We start from the raw sequence: 21,880 nt of genomic DNA, 5'->3' as shown, positions 1-21,880 counted from the left end.
GCAGGAACACACCATGCCGAAGGAAATCGTTCTCAACGCGTTCGACATGAACTGCGTGGGCCACATCCAGCAAGGGCTGTGGACCCATCCGCGCGATCAGTCCACGCGCTACACGGATCTGCAGTACTGGACCGACTACGCGCGCAAGCTCGAAGCGGGCCTGTTCGACGGCATCTTTTTCGCGGACGTGGTCGGCGTGTACGACGTCTACGGCGGCAGCCCGGACGCGGCAATCGGCGGCGCCGTGCAGGTGCCGGTCAACGATCCGACGCTGCTGATTCCGGCGATGGCCGCGCTTACGCGGCATCTGTCGTTCGGCGTCACGGCGAATCTGTCGGTCGAGCAGCCGTTTCTGTTCGCGCGCCGCATGTCGACGCTCGATCATCTGACGCGCGGCCGGGTCGGCTGGAACATCGTGACCGGCTATCTGGACAGCGCATCGCGCGCGATCGGCCTGAGCGGCCAGATGGCGCACGACGACCGCTACGATCTCGCCGACGAGTACATGGAGCTCGTGTACAAGCTGTGGGAATGCAGCTGGGAAGACGGCGCGGTGCTGCGCGACAAGGCGCGCGGCGTCTATGCGGACGCGTCGAAAGTCCACGTGATCCATCACCACGGCAAGCAGTACCGCGTCGATGCGATGCATCTCGCGGAGCCGTCGCCGCAGCGCACGCCGGTGCTGTATCAGGCCGGTTCGTCCGCGCGCGGCAAACAGTTCGCGGCGGCACACGCGGAGTGCGTGTTCGTCAACGGCCAGGCGAAGCCGGCGGTCAAGACGATCGTCGACGACATCCGCGCGCACGCGGTCGCCGGCGGCCGCCGCGCCGACGACATCAAGGTACTGCTCGGCCAGACCGTGATCACGGGCCGCACCGATCAGGAAGCGCGGGAGAAATTCGAGGAGTACCGCCGCTATGTGAGCTCGGAGGCGGCGCTGGTGCACGCGGCCGCATCGCTTGGCATCGACTTCGCGCGCTACGACCTCGACGAGCCGATCGAAACGGGCAAGAGCCAGGCGATCGTGTCGAACGTCGAAGCGATGACGCGCGCGGCCGGTCCGCAATGGACGAAGCGCAAGCTGCTCGAACAGATGGTGCTCGGCAGCCGCCAGCAGCCGCTCGTCGGTTCGGCCGACACAATCGCCGACGATCTGATCGCGTGGACCGAGCAAACCGGCGTCGATGGCTTCAATCTGTCGCGCACCGTCGTGCCCGAGTGCTTCGACGATTTCATCGAACTGGTCGTGCCGCTGCTGCAGGAGCGTGGCGCGTATAAGCGCGCGTATCGTGACGGCACGCTGCGCGAAAAGCTGTTCGGCCACGCGCGGCTGCCTGAGAGCCACACGGCGGCGCGCTTCCGTTCGCCGGCTTGCGCGACGGCGCCGGACGACGAGGCTCGCGTCTAACTCGACCACCGTTGTTTTGGCGAACCCGACTTCCAGCAGAGGCCCAAATTCTTGACAAGAGCACGTTCCGCGACGCGATGGCCGGTCTTGGCGCGGCCGTCAACATCATCACCAGCGACGGCGAAGCCGGCCTTGCGGGCTGCACCGCGTCGGCGGTCTGCGGCGTCACCGACGAGCCGCCCACCCTGCTCGTTTGCATCAACCGCAGCAGCCGCAACAACGCGGCGTTTCGCAGCAACGGCAAGCTCTGCGTGAACGTGCTGCGCGCCGAGCAGCAGGCTCTTGCCGCGCACTTTGCCAGGAGCGCGCTCGCGATCGAAGAGCGCTTCGCCGCCGCGCAATGGGACGACCTCGCAACCGGCGCGCCGGTGTTGCAGGACGCGCTCGCGTCGCTCGACTGCGAGATCGAGTCGGTGACCGAAGTCGGCACGCACACGGTGTTCTTCTGCGCGGTGAAAGCCGCGCGCACGCAGGGCGCGGGCGATGCGCTCATCTACTACGGCCGTCGCTATCATCGCGTCGGCGAGCGCTCGGTTCACGCGACGCCCGCCGCTTCACCTGCCCCGCCCCACCCTCGCCAACGCCCCGGCCGCGATCGTCCGGCCGAATAGCGCGGCCGCGGTGCGCTCCGGATCGAGCGCAATACTTTCGCTCGCTGCACCGACGATCAACGCGTCGAGCAAAGCAGTCAGCGTCGGCTCACGCGACTCGCCATGCCGATGCGACGTGAACCCCCGTCCGCCGCTCGCCCACGGAACCCTCGATCGCCCATCACGCCTGCGTGCCATCGTCATTGCACGCCGTTGTTCGATCAGCGCGTCACGCCCGCACGACGCCCGTCATCGGTCTGCCCGCCATGGTCCGGCCAAACAGCGCTGCCGCCGTCCGTTCGGGATCGAGCCCGAGACTTTCACTCGCGGTGCCGGCGATCAACGCATCGAGCGAGGCGGTCGGCTTCAGGTCGCGCGACTGATACAGCTGATGTGGCGCGAGGCCCGGCCAATCGGCAATCACGCGTCCGCCCTGCACCGACCCGCCGAGCACCATCGCGACCGAGCCGGTGCCGTGATCGGTGCCGCCCGTGCCGTTCGCGGCGGCGGTCCTGCCGAACTCCGTCGCGACCAGCACCGTGGTCTTGCTCCACGATGAACCCATGCCGTCGCGCAACGCCGCGAGCATCGTGTCGAGTGCCTTCAGTTGATTCGCGAGCCGCGCGTTCTGCGCGCTGTGCGTGTCCCACCCGCCGGTCTCGATCATCCCGATGCGCGGACCGTCGTCGCGCGCCAAAAAACTGGCCGCGAGCTTGCCGACGCTCGCCGGGTCCTGGCGCGCGCCAGCGTCGCCCGCGAGGCCGCGCGCCGCCATCGCCGATTCCCACAGCGCACGCAGCTGCGCGTCCTGCTCGTACAGTTGCGACACGCGCGCGAGCAGATCATCGGGCGCCTGCGGCAAGGCCGACGGTGCATACGACGTCACCGCCGCGGGCCCGCGCAGCGCCATCGGCACGGTCGGCGCGAACGCGATCGCGTTTTCGCGGGTGGCGGGCAGTTGCGCGGCGAGCCGGTTGAGCCAGCCGTCCTTCGTCTGATACGGCGACGTGCCGCCGGTTTCCAGCACGTTCTGTCCGTCGAAATGCGAGCGGTCGCGATACGGCGAGGCGACCGCGTGCACGAACAACGCCTCGCGCTGCGCGTACAGCGTCGCCATCTGCGCGAGCGCCGGATGCAGCGCGAACGTGCCGTCCAGATGCGGCGCGTTCGACGCATCGATCGCGAGCGGCCCGCGCAGCGTCGCATACGCGGGGTCCGCGTACGGCAGGACGATGTTCAGCCCGTCGGCCGCGCCACGCTGGATCACGAACACGAAGCGGCGGTCGGTCGCGACATGCGCGAACGCAATCCGCGGCGACACGAGCATTACGCCGGCACCGGCGGCGGCGACGCTCAGAAACTGGCGACGTGACAGCATGGCGTTCATCTCCGTTGAAAATCGGGCGATACGAGCAGCAGCGCGATCGCCGTCGATGCGCTTTCCGCGCGCGACACCGCCGTGGCCGTCGGCTCGCCGAGCGAGCCAGCCAGCAAGGTCTGGCCGAGCGAGCGCGCATCGAGCCGGTCACCCACGCGCGCGGCGAAACGTTGCGCGACTTCGACGCGGCGCAAGAGCGCATCGGGCGCGGCCCAGCTCGCGGCGATATCGTCGTAGCCGGCGGGTGAACCGGGCCGCCACACCGGCTGGCCAAGCTGCGTGAGGATCGGCGCGCTCTGCAGATTGCCGGGCTCGTGCCAGCCGAGTCCGCGCATCGACGAGATGGTCCACTCCCACGGCGTCTTGAACTTCACCGCGGCCGGCGACCACGCTTGCGGCGTATCGATCAACGCGCGATAGACGGCCGGCAGATCGCCGTCGCTGCGCGTGAACGCATCGGCCAGACGTTCGCTGACGCCAGGTGGAGGATCGTCGGCGACGAAATGGCGCGCGAGCTTCGTGCCGATATGCTGCGCGGTGGCCGGCGCGTGCGCGAGGTCGTGCAGGATCGCGAGCGCCTGCTGTTCGCCGGCTTCGTCGTAGCGGCGTCCCATGATCGTGCGCGAGCCGGGCTCGTGCAGCGCGGGACGAAACACGAAGCTGCCGGGTTCGCCGTTCTGATCCAGCGCGCGCCGGTTTGCATTGGCGCCGCCGCTCCCCGGATTGCCGACGAGACTCCAGCCGGTCAGCGCACGCGCGAACTCGGTCACGTCGTCCTGGCTATAGCCGCTGCGCACGCCGAGCGTATGCAGCTCCATGATCTCGCGCGCGAGGTTCTCGTTGAGTCCGCGTTTGTTGTCCGGATTGCGCTGCGCGGCGCGCAGCGCGGCCATGCTGTCGGGACCGACCGAGCGGGTCTGGTCGAGGAACAGTTGCATGGCCGGATGACGCTCGACGGCCACCAGCATGTCCTCGAAACGGCCGAGCACGTGCGGACGAATCGCCTCCGCTTCGAACGACCCGGCGAGCGCCGCGACGCCGGGCTTTTCGGTCGACACCGCGAAGTGATTCGCCCAGAAATGCACGAGGCGTTCGATGAACGGCGTCTGCGTGGTCAGCGCGCTTGCGACGCGCGCATTGACCGACGAGCGATACATGTCGAGGATTTCGACGCGCAGTGCTTTTCTTTCGGCTTGCCTGGCGGCTTGCGCGTCGGCCTGGCTTGGTGCTGCGGTGTTGTTTGCGCCGTGGTTCGCATTCTGGCTCGGGTTGGGCTCCTCGCCCGCCTTCTGTTTCGACTGCTGCTCTATCTGCATGCGCTGCTGCACGAGCTGCGTCGACAATGCGATCGAATCGGGTTGGTTCGCCCATGCGTCAGGCCGCGGCTGATACTGCTCGAACTGCGCGAGCAGCCAGCCCTTCGGATCGGCGGGCGGCGTGTCGTCGGCGCGCGCGCCGAGGCCGAAGCGGTTCAGTGCGATCGCCGCGGCATTCAGGTTCGGTGAGTTGGCCATACGATCCTCGTCGGCAGGTAGGACACCTGCATGTCCGTTAAACGGCCGACACGCTGAAATCCGTCGCCATCGCGCGCATTTTTTATTCGCTCGATGCGGCATTCGCCGCCGGTTTTTTCGCGTTCGGCGCCGGCTGCGCTTCGCGCCATTGCCCGCGCAACTTCAAACTCTCGGCGAATTCGACGCGCTCCTCGGGCGTCAGCGTCGCCGCGAAATCGGCGACGCTCGCTTCGACCATCGCGCGCAGGCTGACGTCGGCCGCGCGCGTGCGCGCAAGCGCCGCATCGAGTGCGGCGCGATCGAACTGCGGCGCGGCCAGCAGACGCAGCACCTCACGACGCCCTTCGCGAGCGTCGCGCGCATACTGGCGCCCGTCGCGCCGCGCGCTCTTCAGACCGTCGATAAACGCCTGCCGCTGCTGCGCCGACAGAGGCTCGGCGGCGAACCGCAGCGCGCGCTGGTCCTGCGCCGCCGCCGGCGGATTCGCACCGTGCGCGGAGAACCATTGATACGCGCCGCCGGCGATCGCGCCGAGCAGAAACACGTTGAGCACCACCGAGCCCAGCAGCGCAATTTTCCACGAGCGCCCGTTCATTCGCCGCTCCAATCGGCGGCGCTGCCGCCGAAGCTCGAAGTCAGATACGAGGATTCATGCACGACCGGCGCGTTCTCGGTCAGCACGAAGAACGACACCGCGAACGCCCCCGCCACGCCGCCGAGCAGCCCGACACCTGCCACCGCCGCGCCCGACCACCACAAGCGCCAGCGTGCGGCTGGGCGTCGCGACGGCGCGCGGTCGATGATGCGACGCTGCAGTTCGAGGCTCGGCGGCTCGAGCTCGTCGGCGGCGAGCCACGCGTCGAGGCTGGCCGCGTCGCTCAACGCCGCATCGGCTTCGTCGCGATGCGCGCGCGCCCACGCCTGCGCGGCTTCGCGTTCGCGCTCCGGCCAGCGGCGCGCGTCGGCGCCGTAAGCTGCAACGATCTGATGGAATCTTTCGGGCGTCATGACTTGTCCTTGCTAAGGCCGCTGCCGGCCAGTTGAGCGCGCAAACCGCGGCGCGCGCGGCCCAGCAGACTCTCCAGCGCATCGACGCTGACGCCCATCAAGGCGGCGGCGTCGAGGTTCGACATCTCCTGGTAGTAGGTCAGCACGAGTGCCTCGCGCTGTCGCGCCGGCAGCGCGGCGAGCGCCGCGCGCACGCGCGCGTGGTCGGCACGTGCTTCGAGCCGCGCGTCGGGCGGCGCGGCGGGATCGGCCGAATCGGGCAGTTCGTCGCTCGGGTCTTCGCGCCGGCCGCGCAGACGGTCATAGCAAAGATTGAGCGCGACCCGATGCATCCACGTGTCGAACTTCGCTTCGCCCTCACGCCAGCGGGCCGCCTGTTTCCAGATTCGCACGAAGACCTCCTGCGCGATGTCCTCCGCTTCCATGCGATCGCCGAGCATGCGCGTGGCGAGCGCAAGTAGCCGCGGCAGCTTGCGCGCGACCAGCGAGCGGACCGCGCCGGGCTCCGCGCGGCCCACCCGCGCGATCAGCTCGGCGTCCGGATCGGGTGGTGCGTCGCTCAAGGCGTGCGGCTCGGTCGCGACATCACGCGCGCGCTTTCGCGTGAGGACCGCATCACGGATTCAACGTCGTTCACTTGCCGCCGCTCCTTCAGCTGTCGTGTCGTTATGTTGTCGTGCCGCTACGCCGCTATCCGGCCAGGTATCACGTACGCGGTCAATATACGACGAGCGCCGGCCGGTAATAGGCCGGGCGTGCCGGATAGACCACACAGCCGGCGAGCGAGGCCGCCAGCAGAATCATCACGAGTGTTTTCATCGCAAGCCTCGTTCAAGCCCAATGTCCTTCGATCCAGCGCCAGTGCGGCCCACGTTGCGACCAATGCCCGGGCACCCAGTGATAGCCGACGCGCACCGGCTGCCAGTGGCCCGGCACCCACGCATAGCGGCCGTGCTCCCAGCGCCAGCGGCCCTGATCCCACACATAGCCGTCCCGTGGCGCGGGCACGACTTCGACGCGCGGCGGCGGCGGTGCCATCGGCGCGATCATCACTTGTGCGGAGGCGGGCGCGGCCGTCAGCGTGGCCGCGCAGCACAGCGCGGCGCTCAGCGTGGAACCGAGCAGACGAGTGATGCGGTTGGAGTTCATGTCGATTTCTCCCTTCAAAGCTGGAACAAGTCGGCGCCCAGGACGGCCCCGTTTCTACTTGAACGCGGCAGCGGGAGAAATCCGTCGCGCCATTTGCGAAAAAAATGCACGAATACAGTCGGGTTCACGTAAGGCAATAGTCGGCGTTTCGCCCGAAAATTTTCACTTTTTGATGGTCCAATGCGCGAGCTGCAATCAATTGCGTCGGCCGTTACGCTTCTAACAACAATTTCCAGCACCGTTCACACCTATTGATGGAAGGGGCTGGACCGCGAATGTGGAGCCACCAAAGAATGTTTCGTAAAGCCCTTTTGCCCATTCCGTTTGCCGCCGCACTGTTCGTGCTGAGCGCATGCGGAAACAGCAGCGTCAGCTCTCCTACGACTGCATCCGCGCCGGCCAGCTCTTCGCCGGCTGCTACCGTATCCGCCCAGGACGCGTTGGCCACGGCAACGCCGATCAAGCACCTCGTCGTGATCTTCGGTGAGAATCGTTCTTTCGATCACTACTTCGGCACCTATCCGAACGCGCAGAACCCGGTCGGTGAACCGGCGTTCACGGCGGCGAACACGCCGGCCCAGATCAACAATCTGAATCAGAATTCGCTTCTGACGAGCAACCCGAACTTCCTGAACACGGCGAACAACGCGGCCTCCGCAGGCAGCGGTATCAATCCGTTCCGCCTCGACCGCAGCCAGGCCAACACCAACGGCCAGTCGCACGACTACATGAAGGAACAGCTCGCCTACGACAATGGCGCGGCGGACCTGTTCCCCAAGTACACGGGTAACAACAGCGCCGGCAGCGGTTCGACGTTCGGCACGCCGGGTCTCGTGATGGGCTATTTCGACGGCAACACGGTCACCGCGCTGTGGAATTACGCGCAGAACTTCGCGATGAGCGACAACATGTACACCGACACGTACGGTCCGTCGACACCGGGCGCGCTCGAGGTGGTTTCCGGCCAGACCAACGGTGCTATTCCTGCGAACGGTGCCGCTCAAGGCGACAACGTGATCGCCGACGGCGCGGGCAGCTTCACGATGAACGGCGATTCCGACCCGACCGGCGACGTGTGCGACACCTCGACGTCGAGCGGCCAGGCCACGCTGAGCTCGAATAACAAAAACATCGGTGACCTCCTCAACGCGAAAGGCATTACGTGGGGCGGCTTCATGGGCGGCTTCGACCTGAGCGCCACCAACTCGAACGGCACCACGGCGTGCAAGCGCAGTACCTACTCGTCGGTCCTCGGCGCAACGAAGACGGACTACATACCTCACCACAACTGGTTCCAGTACTACGCTACGACGGCCAACCTGGCGCACACGCGCCCGACGTCGACCGCGCTGATTGGACAGACCGACCCGCTCGATTCGACGGCTACGCCGGTGCACCATCAATACGACGTCAACGACTTCTTCACGGCCGTCTCGGCAGGCAACTTCCCGTCGGTCAGCTACCTGAAGGCACCGGCCGTCGGTGATGCGCACCCGGGCAACTCGGATCCGATCGACGAGCAGGCGTTCGTCACGAAGGTCGTCAACTTCCTGCAACAACAGCCGGACTGGAAGAACACCGCCATCATCATCACGTACGACGATTCGGATGGCTGGTACGACCACGCTTATGCGACGCCGACGACTTCGTCGTTTGACGCCACCGCCGACCAGCTGAACGGCGCGGGCACCTGCAACGCAACGGGCGCGAAGCAAGGCGTCGGCGTGACAGGCGCGGCTGTCAACGGCCGTTGCGGCCCGGGAACGCGTGTTCCGCTTCTGGTGATCTCGCCGTACGCACGTAGCAACTACGTTGACCACACGGCGATCACTCAGGCTTCGGTTGTCAGGTTCATCGAAGACAACTGGCTCGGTGGCACCCGCATCGGCAACGGATCGCACGATGCGACGACGGGGAGCATCACGTCGCTGTTCGACTTCACCAACGGTGGCAAAACGCCGGCGTTGTACCTCGACACGAACCTTGGCACCAAGCTGTCGGCTCCTCCTGCAACGAACTAAGGAGCCACCCGTTTATCCGTCCGTTCTGCCGCACAGGGAGGTACGCGGTGTGACGTTCAGGGAACGGAGCTGTTGATGCCCGTCAATCAGTGATGACGTCGAGCCAGCCGGTACGGTGGCTCGACGTGCTCGTTTGCAGTTCAGCTTGACTACCGCTATCGCCATGAATCGTCGTTCGAACGCCACCTTGTCTTCGCAACTACCCACCGCAAGCGCCCCGTCCCCTCGCGCTGCGAGCAGCACGCGGCGTCGCCTGATCCTTCGGATAGTGCTGGGGATCGTGCTGCTGGGCGTCGCTCTGGTTGGCTACGCACTGATCTATCCCGAGCGTATGCCCGCGGCGATCGGCGATACGGTCGAGAATCTGACGGGTCTCAACGCCCATCCGGTCAAGCTCCTGCGTCCCCCCGTCGCGCCCCTTAGCGCGGTCGCGGTACTCGGCAGGGACCTGTTCAATGATCCGTCGCTTTCGGCGTCGGGCAAACAGTCGTGCGCGTCGTGCCACAGCGCCGCGCACGCTTTCTCGCCTCCCAACGACCTGACGGTACAACCAGGCGGACTTCACATGACGGAAGCGGGCTATCGGCCGGTGCCATCGCTCGCGTACCTGTATCGCCAGGCGCCGTTCAGCATCGGTCCCGATCAGGGCGATACCGACGCCGCACCGGTCAGCCTCGATACGCAGGCCTCGGCCGCGCTAGGCGTGCAGCGCGCCCAGAAAACCGCGGGCGTTGCGCCTGCCGCGCCGGCTATGGTGCCGCAAGGGGGACTCTTCTGGGACGGCCGGGCAAGCACGCTGCAGGACCAGGCGCTTGGGCCGCTGACCAACCCGGTCGAGATGGCGAACCCCGATCTGGCTTCGGTTGCCGACAAGCTAAGGCACTCGAAGCACATCGATACGCTCAGACAACTTTTCGGTCCGCATGTCGTCAACGATCCCGATCTGCTCGTGTCGGAAGCCATGTTCGCGATCGGTCGGTATGAATTCGAAGACCCGGCGTTCCATCCATTCTCGAGCAAATACGACGCCTGGCTAGAAGGACGTGCACGCCTCACGCAAGCCGAACTACGTGGCTTGCGTCTGTTCAACGACAAGGACAAGGCCAATTGCGCGGGTTGCCACCTGAGCCAGCCGACGTCGGACGGCCTTCCACCTCTTTTTACCGACACGCAGTATGAAGCGCTCGGCGTGCCGCGCAATCGCGAACTTGCGCCGAACAGGAATCCAAAGTTCTACGACATGGGCATTTGTGGGCCCTTCCGGACCGACATGGCCAGGCAGACGCAGTATTGCGGCATGTTCCTGACGCCGACACTGCGCAATGCCGCCGAACGCAAGACGTTCTTCCACAATGGCGTGTATCACGACCTCAAGCAGGTGCTGGACTTCTACAACCTGCGCAATACGTCGCCGGACAGAATCTATCCGCGGGATGCGTCGGGCAAGGTGCAGAAGTACGACGATCTGCCGCCGCAATACCATGCGAACGTGGATGTCGCCGATGCGCCGTTCGACCGCAAGTTCGGCGACCAGCCCGCGATGACCGATCAAGACATCCAGGACATCATCGCGTTCATGAAGACGCTGAGCGACGGGTACAAGGACTGAGTAGCCGCGCTGGACGCCGCCGCTGCAGCTTCCGGGCCGCGGCACGCGGCCCGGTGCGGTATCCTTGCCGGTCCGCGACCTTATCCCTACCCTCCCCGATGGCCGATTTTCCTTTCGACGCCGTGCTCTTCGACTGCGACGGCGTGCTCGTCGATTCCGAACCGATCACGAACCGAGTGCTCACCGAGATGCTCGGCGAGCTCGGCTGGCATTTGAGCGTCGAAGAGACGATGCGCATTTTCGTCGGCAAGATGGTCAGGGACGAAGCCGCGTTGATCGAGGCGCGCACCGGCTTCGCGATCACGGCCGAGTGGCTGGCGCAGTTCCGCGCGCGTCGCAACGTGGCGCTCGACAATGAGTTGCGCGCGATCGACGGCGCGCCTTTCGCGGTCCGCGCGCTGCAGCAGAGGTTGAATGGACGCATCGCGGTGGCGTCGGGCGCGGATCGCATCAAGATCGAATTGCAGCTCGTGAAGGCCGGCATCCTCGACTGCTTCGACGGACGCATCTTCAGCGGCCACGAAACGCCGCGCAGCAAGCCGTTTCCCGACGTCTACCTCGCCGCGGCCGCGGCACTCTGCGTCGAGCCGACACGCTGTGCGGTCATCGAGGATACGGTGACGGGCGCGACCGCGGGCGTCGCGGCCGGCGCGACGGTATTCGGCTATTGCCCGACGCACCTCGGTCATAGCAGCGCGACCGCGTTGCATGGCGCGGGCGCGGTGCACGTGTTCAGGGAGATGGCCGAGCTACCGGCGTTGCTCGCGGGATGGGGCACGCGCTGATCGACCGACGTGTTGGCGGTTGAACGACACCGGCTTGCCGCAAGTTGGCCAACGCCGATCAGTTTTCGACTGCGCAGATACGGTCGATCAGCGCTCGACCCAGCACAGACGTTGAATCCCCCCGCATGGCATGGTGCGTGCAACTGGAACGCCCGGGCGCAAAGCATTTGCGCGCTCGCTACCCATCCAACGTTGCCGGAGATTCATCATGTCCAACTTGACCCTTGCCGACCTGTCGCGCTGCGACGACCTCGACCACGCAGCCGCACAGTCCGTGCGCGGCGGCCACTCGTGTTTCCCGCACGAATACCCGCCTTCGTGTTACGGCGAAAAACCGCCGGTTCGCGGCCCGTCGTACTACAACCCGCCCTCCTACAACCCCTGCCAGCCCGTGCATTACGGCTGCGGGCCGGTCTACACCCCGGTCTGCCATCCGGAGCCGGTCAAGATCGTGCCGCTGTAAGGACGAGGCCCAGCGCCGTTGCGTACGACGGCGCAATCATGCATGGGTTGCGGCCCGGGTTGGTACGATCGGGCCGCATCGCGCGCTTCATGGTGTTATTCGAAGGCCGGATCGATTGGCACGCGATAGCCGACCGCTAGCCGGTTCGTTTCGTTAGCCATCCCGACGATGGCCTGCAGCTCGCCGAACATCTCGTCGGTCATGCCGGCGCGGCGTGCCGCCGCCGTGTGGCTCGCGACGCAATAGCCGCAGTTGTTCGTCACGCTGACCGCGACGAATAACAGCTCCTTGACGAGCGGGTCGAGCGCGCCGGGCGCCATCACTTCCTTCAGGCTGTCCCACGTGCGCGCGAGGGTCGGCGGATGCTGCGCGATGTACTTCCAGAAGTTGTTCACGTCGTCGACCTGGCGGGTCGCTTTGATGTCGTCGTAGACGGCTTTGACTTCGGGTGATGCGTCCGTGTATTCGATGGCTTTGGGCTGGGTCATGCGGGCTCCTTGGCGTGTCGGTTGGGGGTGTGCGTCGGGGTATTGTGCACTTGCAGTGGCGGATGCGTGAGGCGAATGAAAGAGGCCGCCGACCGTGTGAGCAGAGGCCTGTGTGGACAGCGTTAGGTGTACCCCGCCGCGCCTCTCAATCCTTCCTGACCCACTCCATCCGCACCGACTCGAGTTCTCGCGGCAAACGCGGTGAGACAGGCGCCCGGCGCGGCAATTCGACGAAGCCGAGACGCCGGTAGAGCGCGTATGCGCGCTTGTTGCTGATCAGCACATCGAGCACGAGTTGCTGCCGATCGCGTTCGCCACGCCCCGCGCGAGCCTGCAAATTCATCAGTTCACCCGCGCGCATCGCATCCGCAAACAGCGTGCTGAAAACACCTGTGCCGCGCAGGCGCTCATGCGTCGCGCAGTGGGCGATCAACCTCTGCGACGACTTTGGCGCCGGCAATTCGCTTTCGAGCACGAGACCGCGCAGCAGCATGCGAACCGTGCGGCGCAAGCCAAAGAACTGCAGTAGCATCAGCGCGACGTGCGGATCGTCGAACCATGTGTGGCGTCCGTCATGCAGCGCGAGCACCGCGACCGGCTGATCGTCCCCGGTCACGGCCACACGGTGGCGTCGATACGAAAAGCGCCCGAGCTTCGAGGCAAACGCAAACGCCAGAAATTCGATGCAAGCTTCGGTCGGCTCACCGAGAAAGAAACCGAATTCACGCACGCCAGATGCGAAGATCAGCGGCGCGCATGCTTCGGCATCGTCGGCGCGCGCGGCGCGAAAGCGCAGGAGGAGCGCTTCGTCGTCGCGAGCGGGCGCGTGCGCACGTGCGGGTTCTACGGCATACATAGCAGACTGCCCTTTCGTGGATTTGTTGATTCTTTGTGTTTAGCGCGGCAGGCGCGCGAGCGCGCACTGGTCTTCATAATTGGCCAAGCTGACAGGAAGTCAGTATCTTTTAAAAGTTCGCTTTTCCTTGCACGTCCAATAAAGCACCATGCCAAAACCGACGCACACAGTCACATTCAGTGGAATCAAAAAATAATTCCCTTTTTTGAATCCTAGCAGTACCGAAATCGCCGAATAGAGGAAGCTGAAGACCTCGCCCGCCAGCAACACGGTATTGATCCGCGGCATGATGGCGCGATAGCCATTCGTGCCTTTCGGCGTTCTGTGAAAGTCGCCATACACGCCGAACAGAGCACGCACGCCGCCGACGAAGTAGTACCAGGCCATCGGCAAAAACATCGCGATATAGCGGTAGGTGTCCCACAAGTCTTTCACGGCGCTCCGCTTGTCATCGAAACGTGCCCCGCGGCGCGCACCGAGCGCATTTTCGAGCCCCCAGAGCACAGCCAGGCCGAAGAACGTAAACGCCCCCCAGCGCATGAATGCGGCATCGAAATGCACGAAATAGGTAAGCGGCAGGCTCAGCAAGATCAGTACATAGATCGACGCGAGCAGCACCGACGAAAACATCACGGAGATAGCGTGCATTCGCTTCATCAGAGGCATGCGCTGCACCACCATCTGCTTCACATGCTTGAAGCCGCTATGAATTAGTCCGCGCCCCCAACGCTCGCGTTGAATGCGAAATGCGCTAATGGTCTCGGGCAGCACCGACATCGACACCACGTCGCGCAAATAAGCGTATTTCCAGTCGCCGAATTGCGCGCGATAACCGAGATCGACGTCTTCCGTGACGGTCGACGCATTCCACCCGCCCAACGCATCGACGCACGCCTTGCGCCATACACACGAACTGCCGCTGAGCGATGCCATGTCGCCATCCTCGCTCAGGCCGACCGTCACGTATTGCTGATGGCCCATTTCCATCGCCTGGAAACGCGTCAGAAATGACACGTCGCGATTCTCGTAACCGATGCCCGTTTGCAGGAATCCCAGTTTTGGGTCGCGGAAACACGGAATCGTCTTCAGCAGAAAGTCGACGGGCGGCACGAAATCCGCGTCGAAAATAGCGAAGAATTCCCCGCGCGACTGCTGGATGCCGTTGACGAGATTACCCGCTTTGTAGCCCTTGCGGTCGGGCCGCCTGAGCAGGCGAATATCGACGCCTTGCGCCGCGTATTGCGCGACTTTCCCGCGCGCGAGTTGTGTGGTGCCGTCCGACGAATCGTCGAGCACCAGAATTTCGAGCAATTCCGCGGGATAGCTCAGACGGCAGGCGGCATCGATCAGACGCTCCACTACCTCTGATTCATTGCAGATGGGCAGCAGCACGCTCACCGACGGCCGGCAATCGATGTTGGCTTCGGCAGCCGAATGCTCGAGTTCGGTCAATTTGCGCCGCTCCACCTTTCGCGAAATCAGAAAGACCCGCAATTCAAGGAGCACGTACAGCGCAAAATAGACGACCACGACGAGAAAAACTGCCTGGCAAAACCAGGAAAGCAATGCGAGCATCGTGAGGTCCCTCAAAGATTCACGACGGCGCAGATTTCTTCCAATCGATGTGCCCAGGTATGGTTCTCTCGCACGTATTTCGCACCGGCTTCGGCGCGATCGAGGTCCGCACGCGAAGGTCCGTGACGCAGTTGCGCGAACAGATCGCGCGTTTCTTCATAGGTATTCACAACGTGACAGAAATCGCGGAAATGGCGATCGACGGCTCGGCTCGGGTTCGTCACAGCAATACCCCCGCAGGCTAGAATCTCGAGCAAGCGGCGCGAAAACATCGTTTCGGAACTCGTGACCGAATTCACGTTGATCGAAACCGCGTGCGACTTGTAGACGTTCGCCGTTTCCCGATGTGGCACCTTGCCATGCAGGCGCATCTGGCTTGTCTTCGGAAAGCGGAACTCGAAATGGCGCGACAGCCGGTCGTGATTCCGGTCGAACACATTGAGCGGCATCTCGTTGTGCTCGCAGATTTCGAACACCATGTCGAGAAAGCGGCGCCTCTCATTCAGAATGCGCCGGTAATAGCTGCCTGTAAAACAGACTTCGTTGCGCGTGAAATTGAAGCCCGTGAAGCTATGAAAAGCCGGCTGAAAGGGCATGATTAGCGTATTCACGGGCACGTGCGCCGGCACCTGCTGGCGATAGCGTGCGAGGCATTCTTCATCTGTGGTGAAGACGTAATCGAACGCCTTCGCCACGTCGATGAACGCTTCGAAGAACGGACCGTCGTCCTTGTTCCAGAATACCGTGGGAATGCCAGCTTTCCTCGCGAAATCGACCAGACGGAAAATCGCGATCGGCTTTGTGAGGCGCAACGTTTTCGGCTGCTTCGCCAGTTCGTAGCGCCAGCTTCCGTCCACGCCGTGGAATGCGGATTCGGCGAGCACCAGATCCGGCTTCCAGTTAGTGATGACGTCGCGGTAATTCGTGGGCGTCATCACACGAACACGGCATTCGGCAGACAGACAGTCTGCCGTGAAATAGTCCGTGACGAGCGCAATCTTCAGACGGCCAAATGGCCCGTCTCGTTCGATATCTTCCGATACTTTTGGATAGTCGTAGACCAGTGAACCCAGTCTTCTAATGACCCTGCCAACCATTCCCCTCACCCCGTACTTTTTGGTAGCGCCTTGATGACAAAATCGCGCCAGCAACGCTGTGTGGTCGCGTATTCTTTTGCTTGTTCGCCGAGCGCGGCGAGCGCCGCGCGATCACTTATTGCTGCCTCAATCACGCGCGCAAGATCGGTCGCGTCGCCGGCATTGAAAAACCAGCCCGCGGGACGATCACCCATTTCGTCGCGAAACACCGGCAGATCCGGCACGATCACCGGCTTTCCCAGTGCCATCGCTTCGACGAGCTTGATCGGCGGCACGATTTCGCAGACTTTGAAAGGCTTGCGCGGAATACAGACCAGCGCGCAGCGGCTCAAGGCTTCCTGCGCCTTTTGCGGCGCCATGCGGCCCAGAAAGCGGATCTGTTCCGATAAGCCGAGCCGCTGCACCTGCGATTCGAGCGACAACCGCGCTTCACCGTCACCGATGAGGCTCACGGAAATCCGCACGCGGCGTGCGCGCAGTTGCGCCACGGCGTCGATTAGGGTGTCGAGTCCCTCATAGGCCATCAACGAGCCCGCATAGCCGATCGTGTCATGCACTATTTCACGCGACGCGGGCGATACGAATCGCTCGGGTTCGACACAGTTGGGCAGCAGGAACATGCGTTCCTTGTCGATGCCCCAGCGCGCGCGCGCGAAGCGTCCCAGTTGCTCTGAAATCACGAACACACGATCCGCGTGGCGCGCGACGAGCCCTTCGAGTTCGAGGCCTTGCTGGAAGCTCTGGCGACCTTCGTAGTGCGGCGTGCGCGAAATACGCGTGAGTTCCCACAGGCCGCGCATTTCATACTGAAACGGAATGCCCAATTGGCGCGCCGCCAGCAATGCCGGCAATGCGTTCACATGATTCGACGCAGCGTGAATGACCGACACGCGATGTTGCTTCGCCCACTGCGCCACCACGCGCGCCGCCTGCATCGCATACAGCAGCACCGGCCGATTATTGGCTGGCCCCGCGGCATGTAGATACCGTACTTCATCGACCTGGGTCTCTTCGCTCAACGCGTCGCGCAAACGGTCGATCCGATCAAATGGATATCCAGGCCGCGTCATCGCATGCACGCGCCCGCCCGCCGACGCCATTGCCCGAATGATCTCGTGCGTGCGCGTCGTATAGCCGCTCGTGTGATACGGCAACGCGCTCGCGGCCACATACAGAAGCGCCCCGGCACCAGCGTCGAATGACGCGGCGGGCGCACGCCGCTTCGCCTTGCGATCCAGCGTGCGGACCGTTAGCCAACGGCTCAATCCCAAATACGGCTCGCTAACGAACGTTTGCAGAGAATCGAATGTGCTGCTCATGCCCGCACGGTCCCCTGCTGCTTGAGTTCCGCGCGTGCGAGATCGACCGTTTGCGACACCCTGATCTTGCCGCGCGCGTGCAGGTCGAGAAATTCGGCGGTCGTGATCACGTCGTAGTCTTTTGTCAGACGGCGCAAGAGCTTGCGATAGCCCTCGACACGTTGATCGTCGCGATAAGTCGCGTAGCCCTTTTCATCCCAGTACAGCAGCGACCACGAATGCAGCAGGAAAATGGAAAACGTCGGGCTGCCGCTGAACGCATCGAGCAGCAATTTGCCCCACCAGGGACGGAAGCGGAAATACGGCGACTCCGGATACGTGAGGCGCGCCCACCATTCGTCTTTGCCGACCTTCGGCAAGATCTTTTTTTCCGTCATCGGTACTTCGATCACACCGTTCGACCATGCGTACGGCAGATTCGTCGGCTCGCTGAAAATGGCCTGTTTCGCGTGAACGGCGCACATCGAATTGTTGAACGACGCCTGCACGCCCGCGGCTTTCAAGGCGCGTATCGTGGACGCATTCCAGCGGAACGAACCTGCCCGATGCGCGAGAACCGGCTTGCCGGTTTGCTCCGAGATAAGCCCGCCAAAATGTTTGATGACGAACTCGGCGCGTGCGTCGTCGGTATATTGATTCATATACTGCGGACGGCGCGCGAGTCCATGCTCGGCCCAGAACGAATCGGGCAAATATTCCGGGTGCGTGTGCAGTTGCACGTCCTGACCCACGGAATCGAGCCAGCGCACCACTTCGCGCGTTTCTTCCAGATACGACCACGCGCCGCATTGATCGACGAAATAGACGTGCCTGGCGCCGAACTCGTCGCCAATCTCGGCCATTTCACGAATTCCCGCGGTTCCACGCTCGTGTACGCCCCACATGAGCCGCTTGACATGATCGTGCGGCGCGCGTTTGGGCAGCGCTTCGGCGTCGACCGTCAACATGGCATAACGATTCTTTTGCATCTTTCTCAGCTCAATTTCAGCAATGCATGCCATTGCGCGTCGCTGGCCAAACCAGCGCTCAAAGGCAGGACGATTGCATCTCGATAGCGCCACGCGAGATACGCCTGCTTTCTCTGCTGTAGCGATGGGCCCTCGCCGCTTAATGACGGCACATATTCCACCAGCCAACCCAGCCGGGAATAAAAGGCGAAATCGGCGATATCCGTCACCAGAACCGGCGCCAGATCATCGCCGCCTTGAAGCTTTTCCGACAAGCCCTCGCATGCGGCGCGCAACTGATGACGATCGGCGCCGAGCGCCCAGATCATCACTGTCTTTACATCGGCAGAAAGCGGCCTGTGCTTGAGGGTCGGCAGCCACGGATATGGCGTTACGTGCGGTGAAATCAGATTTGCTGACGCCAACAAATGCCGAATGCGCCGCCAAACACGCTCCTGCCATGACGAAGGCGGTTTTTTCCCGAGCAGGTCGTAACGGACGAGCAGATCCCATTCGGGTCTGGCCGCGAGCGCTTTCACCTCACGCCGCAATGCTTTGGCTTCTGCAATCACGCTCACTGCAGGCGCTCCCGTCTTGCTGCCAAAGCGAGGATTTTTTCCGCTGCGAGCACGGCGCCGTTCATCCGAATCGTTGCGCGGTCAGCGGGCGTATCGTTCAGCATATCGAGCAGTCTACCGACCGCAGCCTCGCGTTCGTCATCGGTCTCGCAGGCAGACACCACAGCCGGCATAACGTCGGCAACCATATGGGCGCGACGCACCTGATCGTCGGCGAGCTGCGCATTTGGTACGAGCAGCGCGGGCACGCCCGCCTGCACGAGTTCGCAGCAGGTGTTGTAACCGGCGGCGCCGACAAAGGCGTCGAACGCACGCAAATAGCGCGCGAGCGGATAGACCGTCAGCGGCATCACGCCGGCCGGCAATTCGATGTCGCGCACGGAAATGGGCGCACGCACCCAGACTACCTTGAAACCGGCCGCCTCGAACACACGAATCAGCCCGTGGCCGATTCCTGCCACATCCTTCAGATTGCCAGGGCCCAACGCGAACAGGACAAAACGGCAATCCTTCGGAAGGCCCAACGCCTCGCGCGCTGTAGCGCGGTCAAGCAACTCATCGTCTTCGAGCACGCACACGGGTGGTACGAGCGCACGCGTGCCGCCGCCTTCGAGCGGCCGCTCGCTTTCCTGTGCGCCCAATTCGCCGGGCTGGATCACGAGATCGAAACGCGACTCGTCCACGGAGACCGTCTTGCCGCCCTCCTTGAGCAAACCACGGTTCGACCAGACGAGCGCTGGCGAACCGAACGTCTCGCACGTCGCCAGAAACCCTTGAAACGGCCAGGTGCCGTCGAAGACGATTACGTCGGGACGAACGCGTTCGAGCATCATGCCGAAACGCACAGCCAGCTCGCTATTCCACGCAAACGTGGAGCTCGTCGACCAGTATGGCGAAACGAAATAATCCGCCTCGAATCCCATCTCTTCGATGAGCTCGATGGCCGACGCGAGGGAAAAGAAAACCGGTCGGGCACGGCCGCGCAACCGCCGAGCATACGAAAGACAACGATTCAGATGGCCCATGCCTGAGCCATTCACGTTGAAGAACAGAATGCGGGGAAGCTGCGAGCCGGTCGAGTCGTTGCGAGCCGGTTGCGGATCGTTCATGCGTCGCCGCCGAACAGATCGCGCGTGTATACCTTGTCCGCCACGTCCGCCAGATCGGCCGTCATGCGATTTGCGACGATCACATCGGCCGAGCGCTTGAATTCAACCAGATCGTTGACCACTGACGAATTGAAAAAACTCGATTCGTGCATCGCCGGTTCGTAGATGATCACTTCCACGCCCTTCGCCTTGATGCGTTTCATCACACCCTGAATGCTCGACGCGCGGAAGTTGTCGGAACCCGCTTTCATCACCAGCCGGTAGATGCCGACCACCTTCGGGCTACGTCGGAGCACGCTCTCGGCGATGAAGTCTTTCCGCGTGCCATTCGATTCGACGATAGCGTGAATCAGGTTTTGCGGCACCTCGCGGTAATTCGCGAGCAGTTGCTTCGTGTCCTTCGGCAGACAGTAGCCACCATAGCCGAAGCTCGGATTGTTGTAGTGAGCGCCGATCCGCGGGTCGAGACACACACCTTGAATGATCTGATTCGGATCGAGGCCGTGCTGCGCCGCGTAGGTGTCGAGTTCGTTGAAATACGCAACCCGCATCGCGAGATACGTATTGGCGAACAGCTTGATCGCCTCAGCTTCGGTGCTGCCGGTGAAGAGCGTCGGAATGTCCTGCTTGACGGCGCCTTGCTTCAGCAGCTCGGCGAAAACTTCAGCGCGCTCCGAACGCTCGCCGACGACGATGCGCGACGGGTACAGATTGTCGTATAGCGCCTTGCCTTCACGCAGGAATTCCGGCGAGAAGATCAGGTTTTGCGTGCCCAGTGTTTCGCGCGTGCGCTCGGTGTAACCGACCGGAATGGTCGACTTGATGACCATGACCGCTTGCGGATTGATCTCCTTCACATCGCGAACGACGCTTTCAATCGAGCGAGTGTTGAAATAGTTAGTTTCCGGATCGTAGTCGGTCGGCGTGGCGATGATCACATAGTCGGCGTTCGCATAGGCTTCAACCTTGTCGAGCGTGGCTCGGAAGTTGAGCGACTTGTGAGCGAGGAATTCCTCGATCTCCCCATCCTCGATCGGCGATTCCTTGCGGTTGAGCATCGCCACTTTCTCAGGAACGATGTCCAGCGCGATGACCTTGTTATTCTGAGCGAGCAATACAGCAAGAGAAAGACCGACGTAGCCTGTGCCGGCGATTGCGATTTTCATTGGCTTACCTTATAAAACCTTTCGACGCGGGCTGGATTTGCATCGTTTCGCCAGATGCGACGCTCTCTTCACAACCAGCATATTTTATGTTTACGCATACCTCTTGCGCCACGCGCAGAGCGCATTCCCTGTGCGAGGCTTGTACCTTGTTACCAGCCTCAATTCAGCGATCAAGGCTTTTCAGCACACTCCCGTCCATCATCCTTCGCTGCGCGATATCCGGGACAAGCGGCATTGCAGCGAACGACGTCTCGATATACCCCAAAAATCCCCTCTGCGCCAACTGGAAATTAATCGATCATTTGGAGCGTTGAGAACCGGGATAAGAAGTAAAATATTAAAAGTCAATGCATCCAAACCCGTCAATCCCGAAGCGGCCCCCACGACGGCCCGCTCAAAACCGAGCCGCCATCTTATCATTTTGAGCGTCGGCAAAACGAGCCGCCGAGTCGAATTCCGTGGGTGGCGCACTACACAGACTCCACTGCATCAGGCTAAATGGAACACCGGCGTACCGACGACAACGCATCGCCGATATGGGCCGATCTAACTTCGTCAAAAAGTTGTCGATAAACAACACGCAGCAATCGAGATTTCGCCGATTGACGAAGACGCACGCGCAACAGTTTCCGAAAGTCGGCTGAACCAAAACACTACCTTTGGGAGCAGTGATCGTATAATTGCCTCGCGAAGAATCTGCCGGGATGCCCTCCCATCGGCTCCGGCAAGTCGTGGCTCGCATCGCTCTCGAAACGCGTCGTCGGCTTCTGATTGAAATTGCATGTCTGATCACCCGGAAATAAGCATACGCTTGGAGCTA

The 21,880-nt window shown here is 62.9% G+C and carries 21 protein-coding genes; 6 read left to right on the top strand and 15 right to left on the bottom strand.

What is annotated here, in order from left to right:
• The first annotated feature begins 13 nt into the window (after window positions 1-13).
• Both HDG37_RS10755 and HDG37_RS10750 read left to right on the top strand, forming a co-directional pair.
• Window positions 14-1,408 carry an LLM class flavin-dependent oxidoreductase gene (locus HDG37_RS10755; RefSeq protein WP_184046829.1) on the top strand — a complete coding sequence of 465 codons (1,395 nt, stop codon included), beginning with the start codon at window positions 14-16 and terminating at the stop codon, window positions 1,406-1,408.
• Window positions 1,409-1,455: 47 nt separating this feature from the next.
• Complete coding sequence (locus HDG37_RS10750) at window positions 1,456-2,019, top strand: flavin reductase (RefSeq protein WP_184047395.1); 564 nt, start codon at window positions 1,456-1,458, stop codon at window positions 2,017-2,019.
• 208 nt (window positions 2,020-2,227) lie between these two features.
• On the opposite strand, the gene HDG37_RS10745 is transcribed toward HDG37_RS10750, so the two are convergent.
• From HDG37_RS10745 to HDG37_RS10720, 6 genes are all read right to left on the bottom strand, one after another.
• Window positions 2,228-3,376: a DUF1501 domain-containing protein gene (locus tag HDG37_RS10745; RefSeq protein WP_184046827.1), complete on the bottom strand. Its 1,149-nt coding sequence runs from the start codon at window positions 3,374-3,376 to the stop codon at window positions 2,228-2,230.
• Between the two features lie 5 nt (window positions 3,377-3,381).
• Window positions 3,382-4,890: a DUF1800 family protein gene (locus HDG37_RS10740; RefSeq protein WP_184046825.1), complete on the bottom strand. Its 1,509-nt coding sequence runs from the start codon at window positions 4,888-4,890 to the stop codon at window positions 3,382-3,384.
• An 82-nt stretch (window positions 4,891-4,972) separates the two neighbouring features.
• A complete protein-coding gene (locus tag HDG37_RS10735) occupies window positions 4,973-5,485 on the bottom strand; it encodes a periplasmic heavy metal sensor (RefSeq protein ID WP_184046823.1) in 513 nt (170 codons plus the stop codon).
• Window positions 5,482-5,898: a hypothetical protein gene (locus tag HDG37_RS10730; protein ID WP_184046821.1), complete on the bottom strand. Its 417-nt coding sequence runs from the start codon at window positions 5,896-5,898 to the stop codon at window positions 5,482-5,484. The genes HDG37_RS10735 and HDG37_RS10730 overlap by 4 nt, the downstream gene beginning before the upstream one ends.
• Window positions 5,895-6,521 (bottom strand): RNA polymerase sigma factor, encoded by a 627-nt coding sequence (locus HDG37_RS10725; protein ID WP_184047392.1) that lies wholly within the window; start codon window positions 6,519-6,521, stop codon window positions 5,895-5,897. Before HDG37_RS10725 ends, HDG37_RS10730 begins: the two co-directional genes overlap by 4 nt.
• 208 nt (window positions 6,522-6,729) lie before the next feature.
• Window positions 6,730-7,047 carry a YXWGXW repeat-containing protein gene (locus HDG37_RS10720; protein ID WP_184046819.1) on the bottom strand — a complete coding sequence of 106 codons (318 nt, stop codon included), beginning with the start codon at window positions 7,045-7,047 and terminating at the stop codon, window positions 6,730-6,732.
• Between the two features lie 293 nt (window positions 7,048-7,340).
• Here HDG37_RS10720 and HDG37_RS10715 point away from each other — a divergent pair, with 293 nt between their 5' ends.
• The 4 genes from HDG37_RS10715 to HDG37_RS10700 all read left to right on the top strand — a co-directional run bounded on the left by HDG37_RS10715 (window position 7,341) and on the right by HDG37_RS10700 (window position 11,925).
• Window positions 7,341-9,068 carry a phospholipase C gene (locus HDG37_RS10715; RefSeq protein ID WP_184046817.1) on the top strand — a complete coding sequence of 576 codons (1,728 nt, stop codon included), beginning with the start codon at window positions 7,341-7,343 and terminating at the stop codon, window positions 9,066-9,068.
• A gap of 163 nt (window positions 9,069-9,231) precedes the next feature.
• On the top strand, window positions 9,232-10,677 hold the full coding sequence (locus HDG37_RS10710; protein ID WP_221311972.1) for a cytochrome-c peroxidase: 1,446 nt from the start codon (window positions 9,232-9,234) through the stop codon (window positions 10,675-10,677).
• A 98-nt stretch (window positions 10,678-10,775) separates the two neighbouring features.
• A complete protein-coding gene (locus HDG37_RS10705) occupies window positions 10,776-11,462 on the top strand; it encodes an HAD family phosphatase (RefSeq protein WP_184046807.1) in 687 nt (228 codons plus the stop codon).
• A gap of 208 nt (window positions 11,463-11,670) precedes the next feature.
• Window positions 11,671-11,925 carry a hypothetical protein gene (locus HDG37_RS10700; protein ID WP_090805865.1) on the top strand — a complete coding sequence of 85 codons (255 nt, stop codon included), beginning with the start codon at window positions 11,671-11,673 and terminating at the stop codon, window positions 11,923-11,925.
• A gap of 95 nt (window positions 11,926-12,020) precedes the next feature.
• On the opposite strand, the gene HDG37_RS10695 is transcribed toward HDG37_RS10700, so the two are convergent.
• From HDG37_RS10695 to HDG37_RS10655, 9 genes are all read right to left on the bottom strand, one after another.
• Window positions 12,021-12,413, bottom strand: coding sequence for a carboxymuconolactone decarboxylase family protein (locus HDG37_RS10695; protein ID WP_184046805.1), 393 nt, complete (start codon window positions 12,411-12,413; stop codon window positions 12,021-12,023).
• A 145-nt stretch (window positions 12,414-12,558) separates the two neighbouring features.
• Window positions 12,559-13,269 carry an N-acetyltransferase gene (locus HDG37_RS10690; protein WP_184046803.1) on the bottom strand — a complete coding sequence of 237 codons (711 nt, stop codon included), beginning with the start codon at window positions 13,267-13,269 and terminating at the stop codon, window positions 12,559-12,561.
• Between the two features lie 99 nt (window positions 13,270-13,368).
• Window positions 13,369-14,844: a glycosyltransferase gene (locus HDG37_RS10685; RefSeq protein ID WP_184046801.1), complete on the bottom strand. Its 1,476-nt coding sequence runs from the start codon at window positions 14,842-14,844 to the stop codon at window positions 13,369-13,371.
• An 11-nt stretch (window positions 14,845-14,855) separates the two neighbouring features.
• On the bottom strand, window positions 14,856-15,941 hold the full coding sequence (locus HDG37_RS10680; RefSeq protein ID WP_184046799.1) for a glycosyltransferase: 1,086 nt from the start codon (window positions 15,939-15,941) through the stop codon (window positions 14,856-14,858).
• Between the two features lie 5 nt (window positions 15,942-15,946).
• Window positions 15,947-17,260 (bottom strand): glycosyltransferase family 4 protein, encoded by a 1,314-nt coding sequence (locus tag HDG37_RS10675; protein WP_184046797.1) that lies wholly within the window; start codon window positions 17,258-17,260, stop codon window positions 15,947-15,949.
• Window positions 17,257-18,228 (bottom strand): polysaccharide deacetylase, encoded by a 972-nt coding sequence (locus HDG37_RS10670; protein ID WP_260334548.1) that lies wholly within the window; start codon window positions 18,226-18,228, stop codon window positions 17,257-17,259. Before HDG37_RS10670 ends, HDG37_RS10675 begins: the two co-directional genes overlap by 4 nt.
• A 5-nt stretch (window positions 18,229-18,233) precedes the next feature.
• Complete coding sequence (locus tag HDG37_RS10665; RefSeq protein ID WP_184046795.1) at window positions 18,234-18,785, bottom strand: hypothetical protein; 552 nt, start codon at window positions 18,783-18,785, stop codon at window positions 18,234-18,236.
• On the bottom strand, window positions 18,782-19,894 hold the full coding sequence (locus tag HDG37_RS10660) for a glycosyltransferase (RefSeq protein ID WP_184046793.1): 1,113 nt from the start codon (window positions 19,892-19,894) through the stop codon (window positions 18,782-18,784). Before HDG37_RS10660 ends, HDG37_RS10665 begins: the two co-directional genes overlap by 4 nt.
• The gene (locus HDG37_RS10655) at window positions 19,891-21,060 is read right to left on the bottom strand and encodes a nucleotide sugar dehydrogenase (protein WP_184046791.1); all 1,170 of its coding nucleotides are present in this window, start codon (window positions 21,058-21,060) and stop codon (window positions 19,891-19,893) included. Before HDG37_RS10655 ends, HDG37_RS10660 begins: the two co-directional genes overlap by 4 nt.
• Between the last annotated feature and the right edge of the window lie 820 nt (window positions 21,061-21,880).

The organism is Paraburkholderia sp. MM5384-R2 (assembly GCF_014201025.1).
Taxonomy (GTDB): domain Bacteria; phylum Pseudomonadota; class Gammaproteobacteria; order Burkholderiales; family Burkholderiaceae; genus Paraburkholderia; species Paraburkholderia tuberum.
The sequence above is the reverse complement of the archived record's forward strand: the minus strand, read 5'-3'. Positions and strand labels throughout refer to the sequence as shown.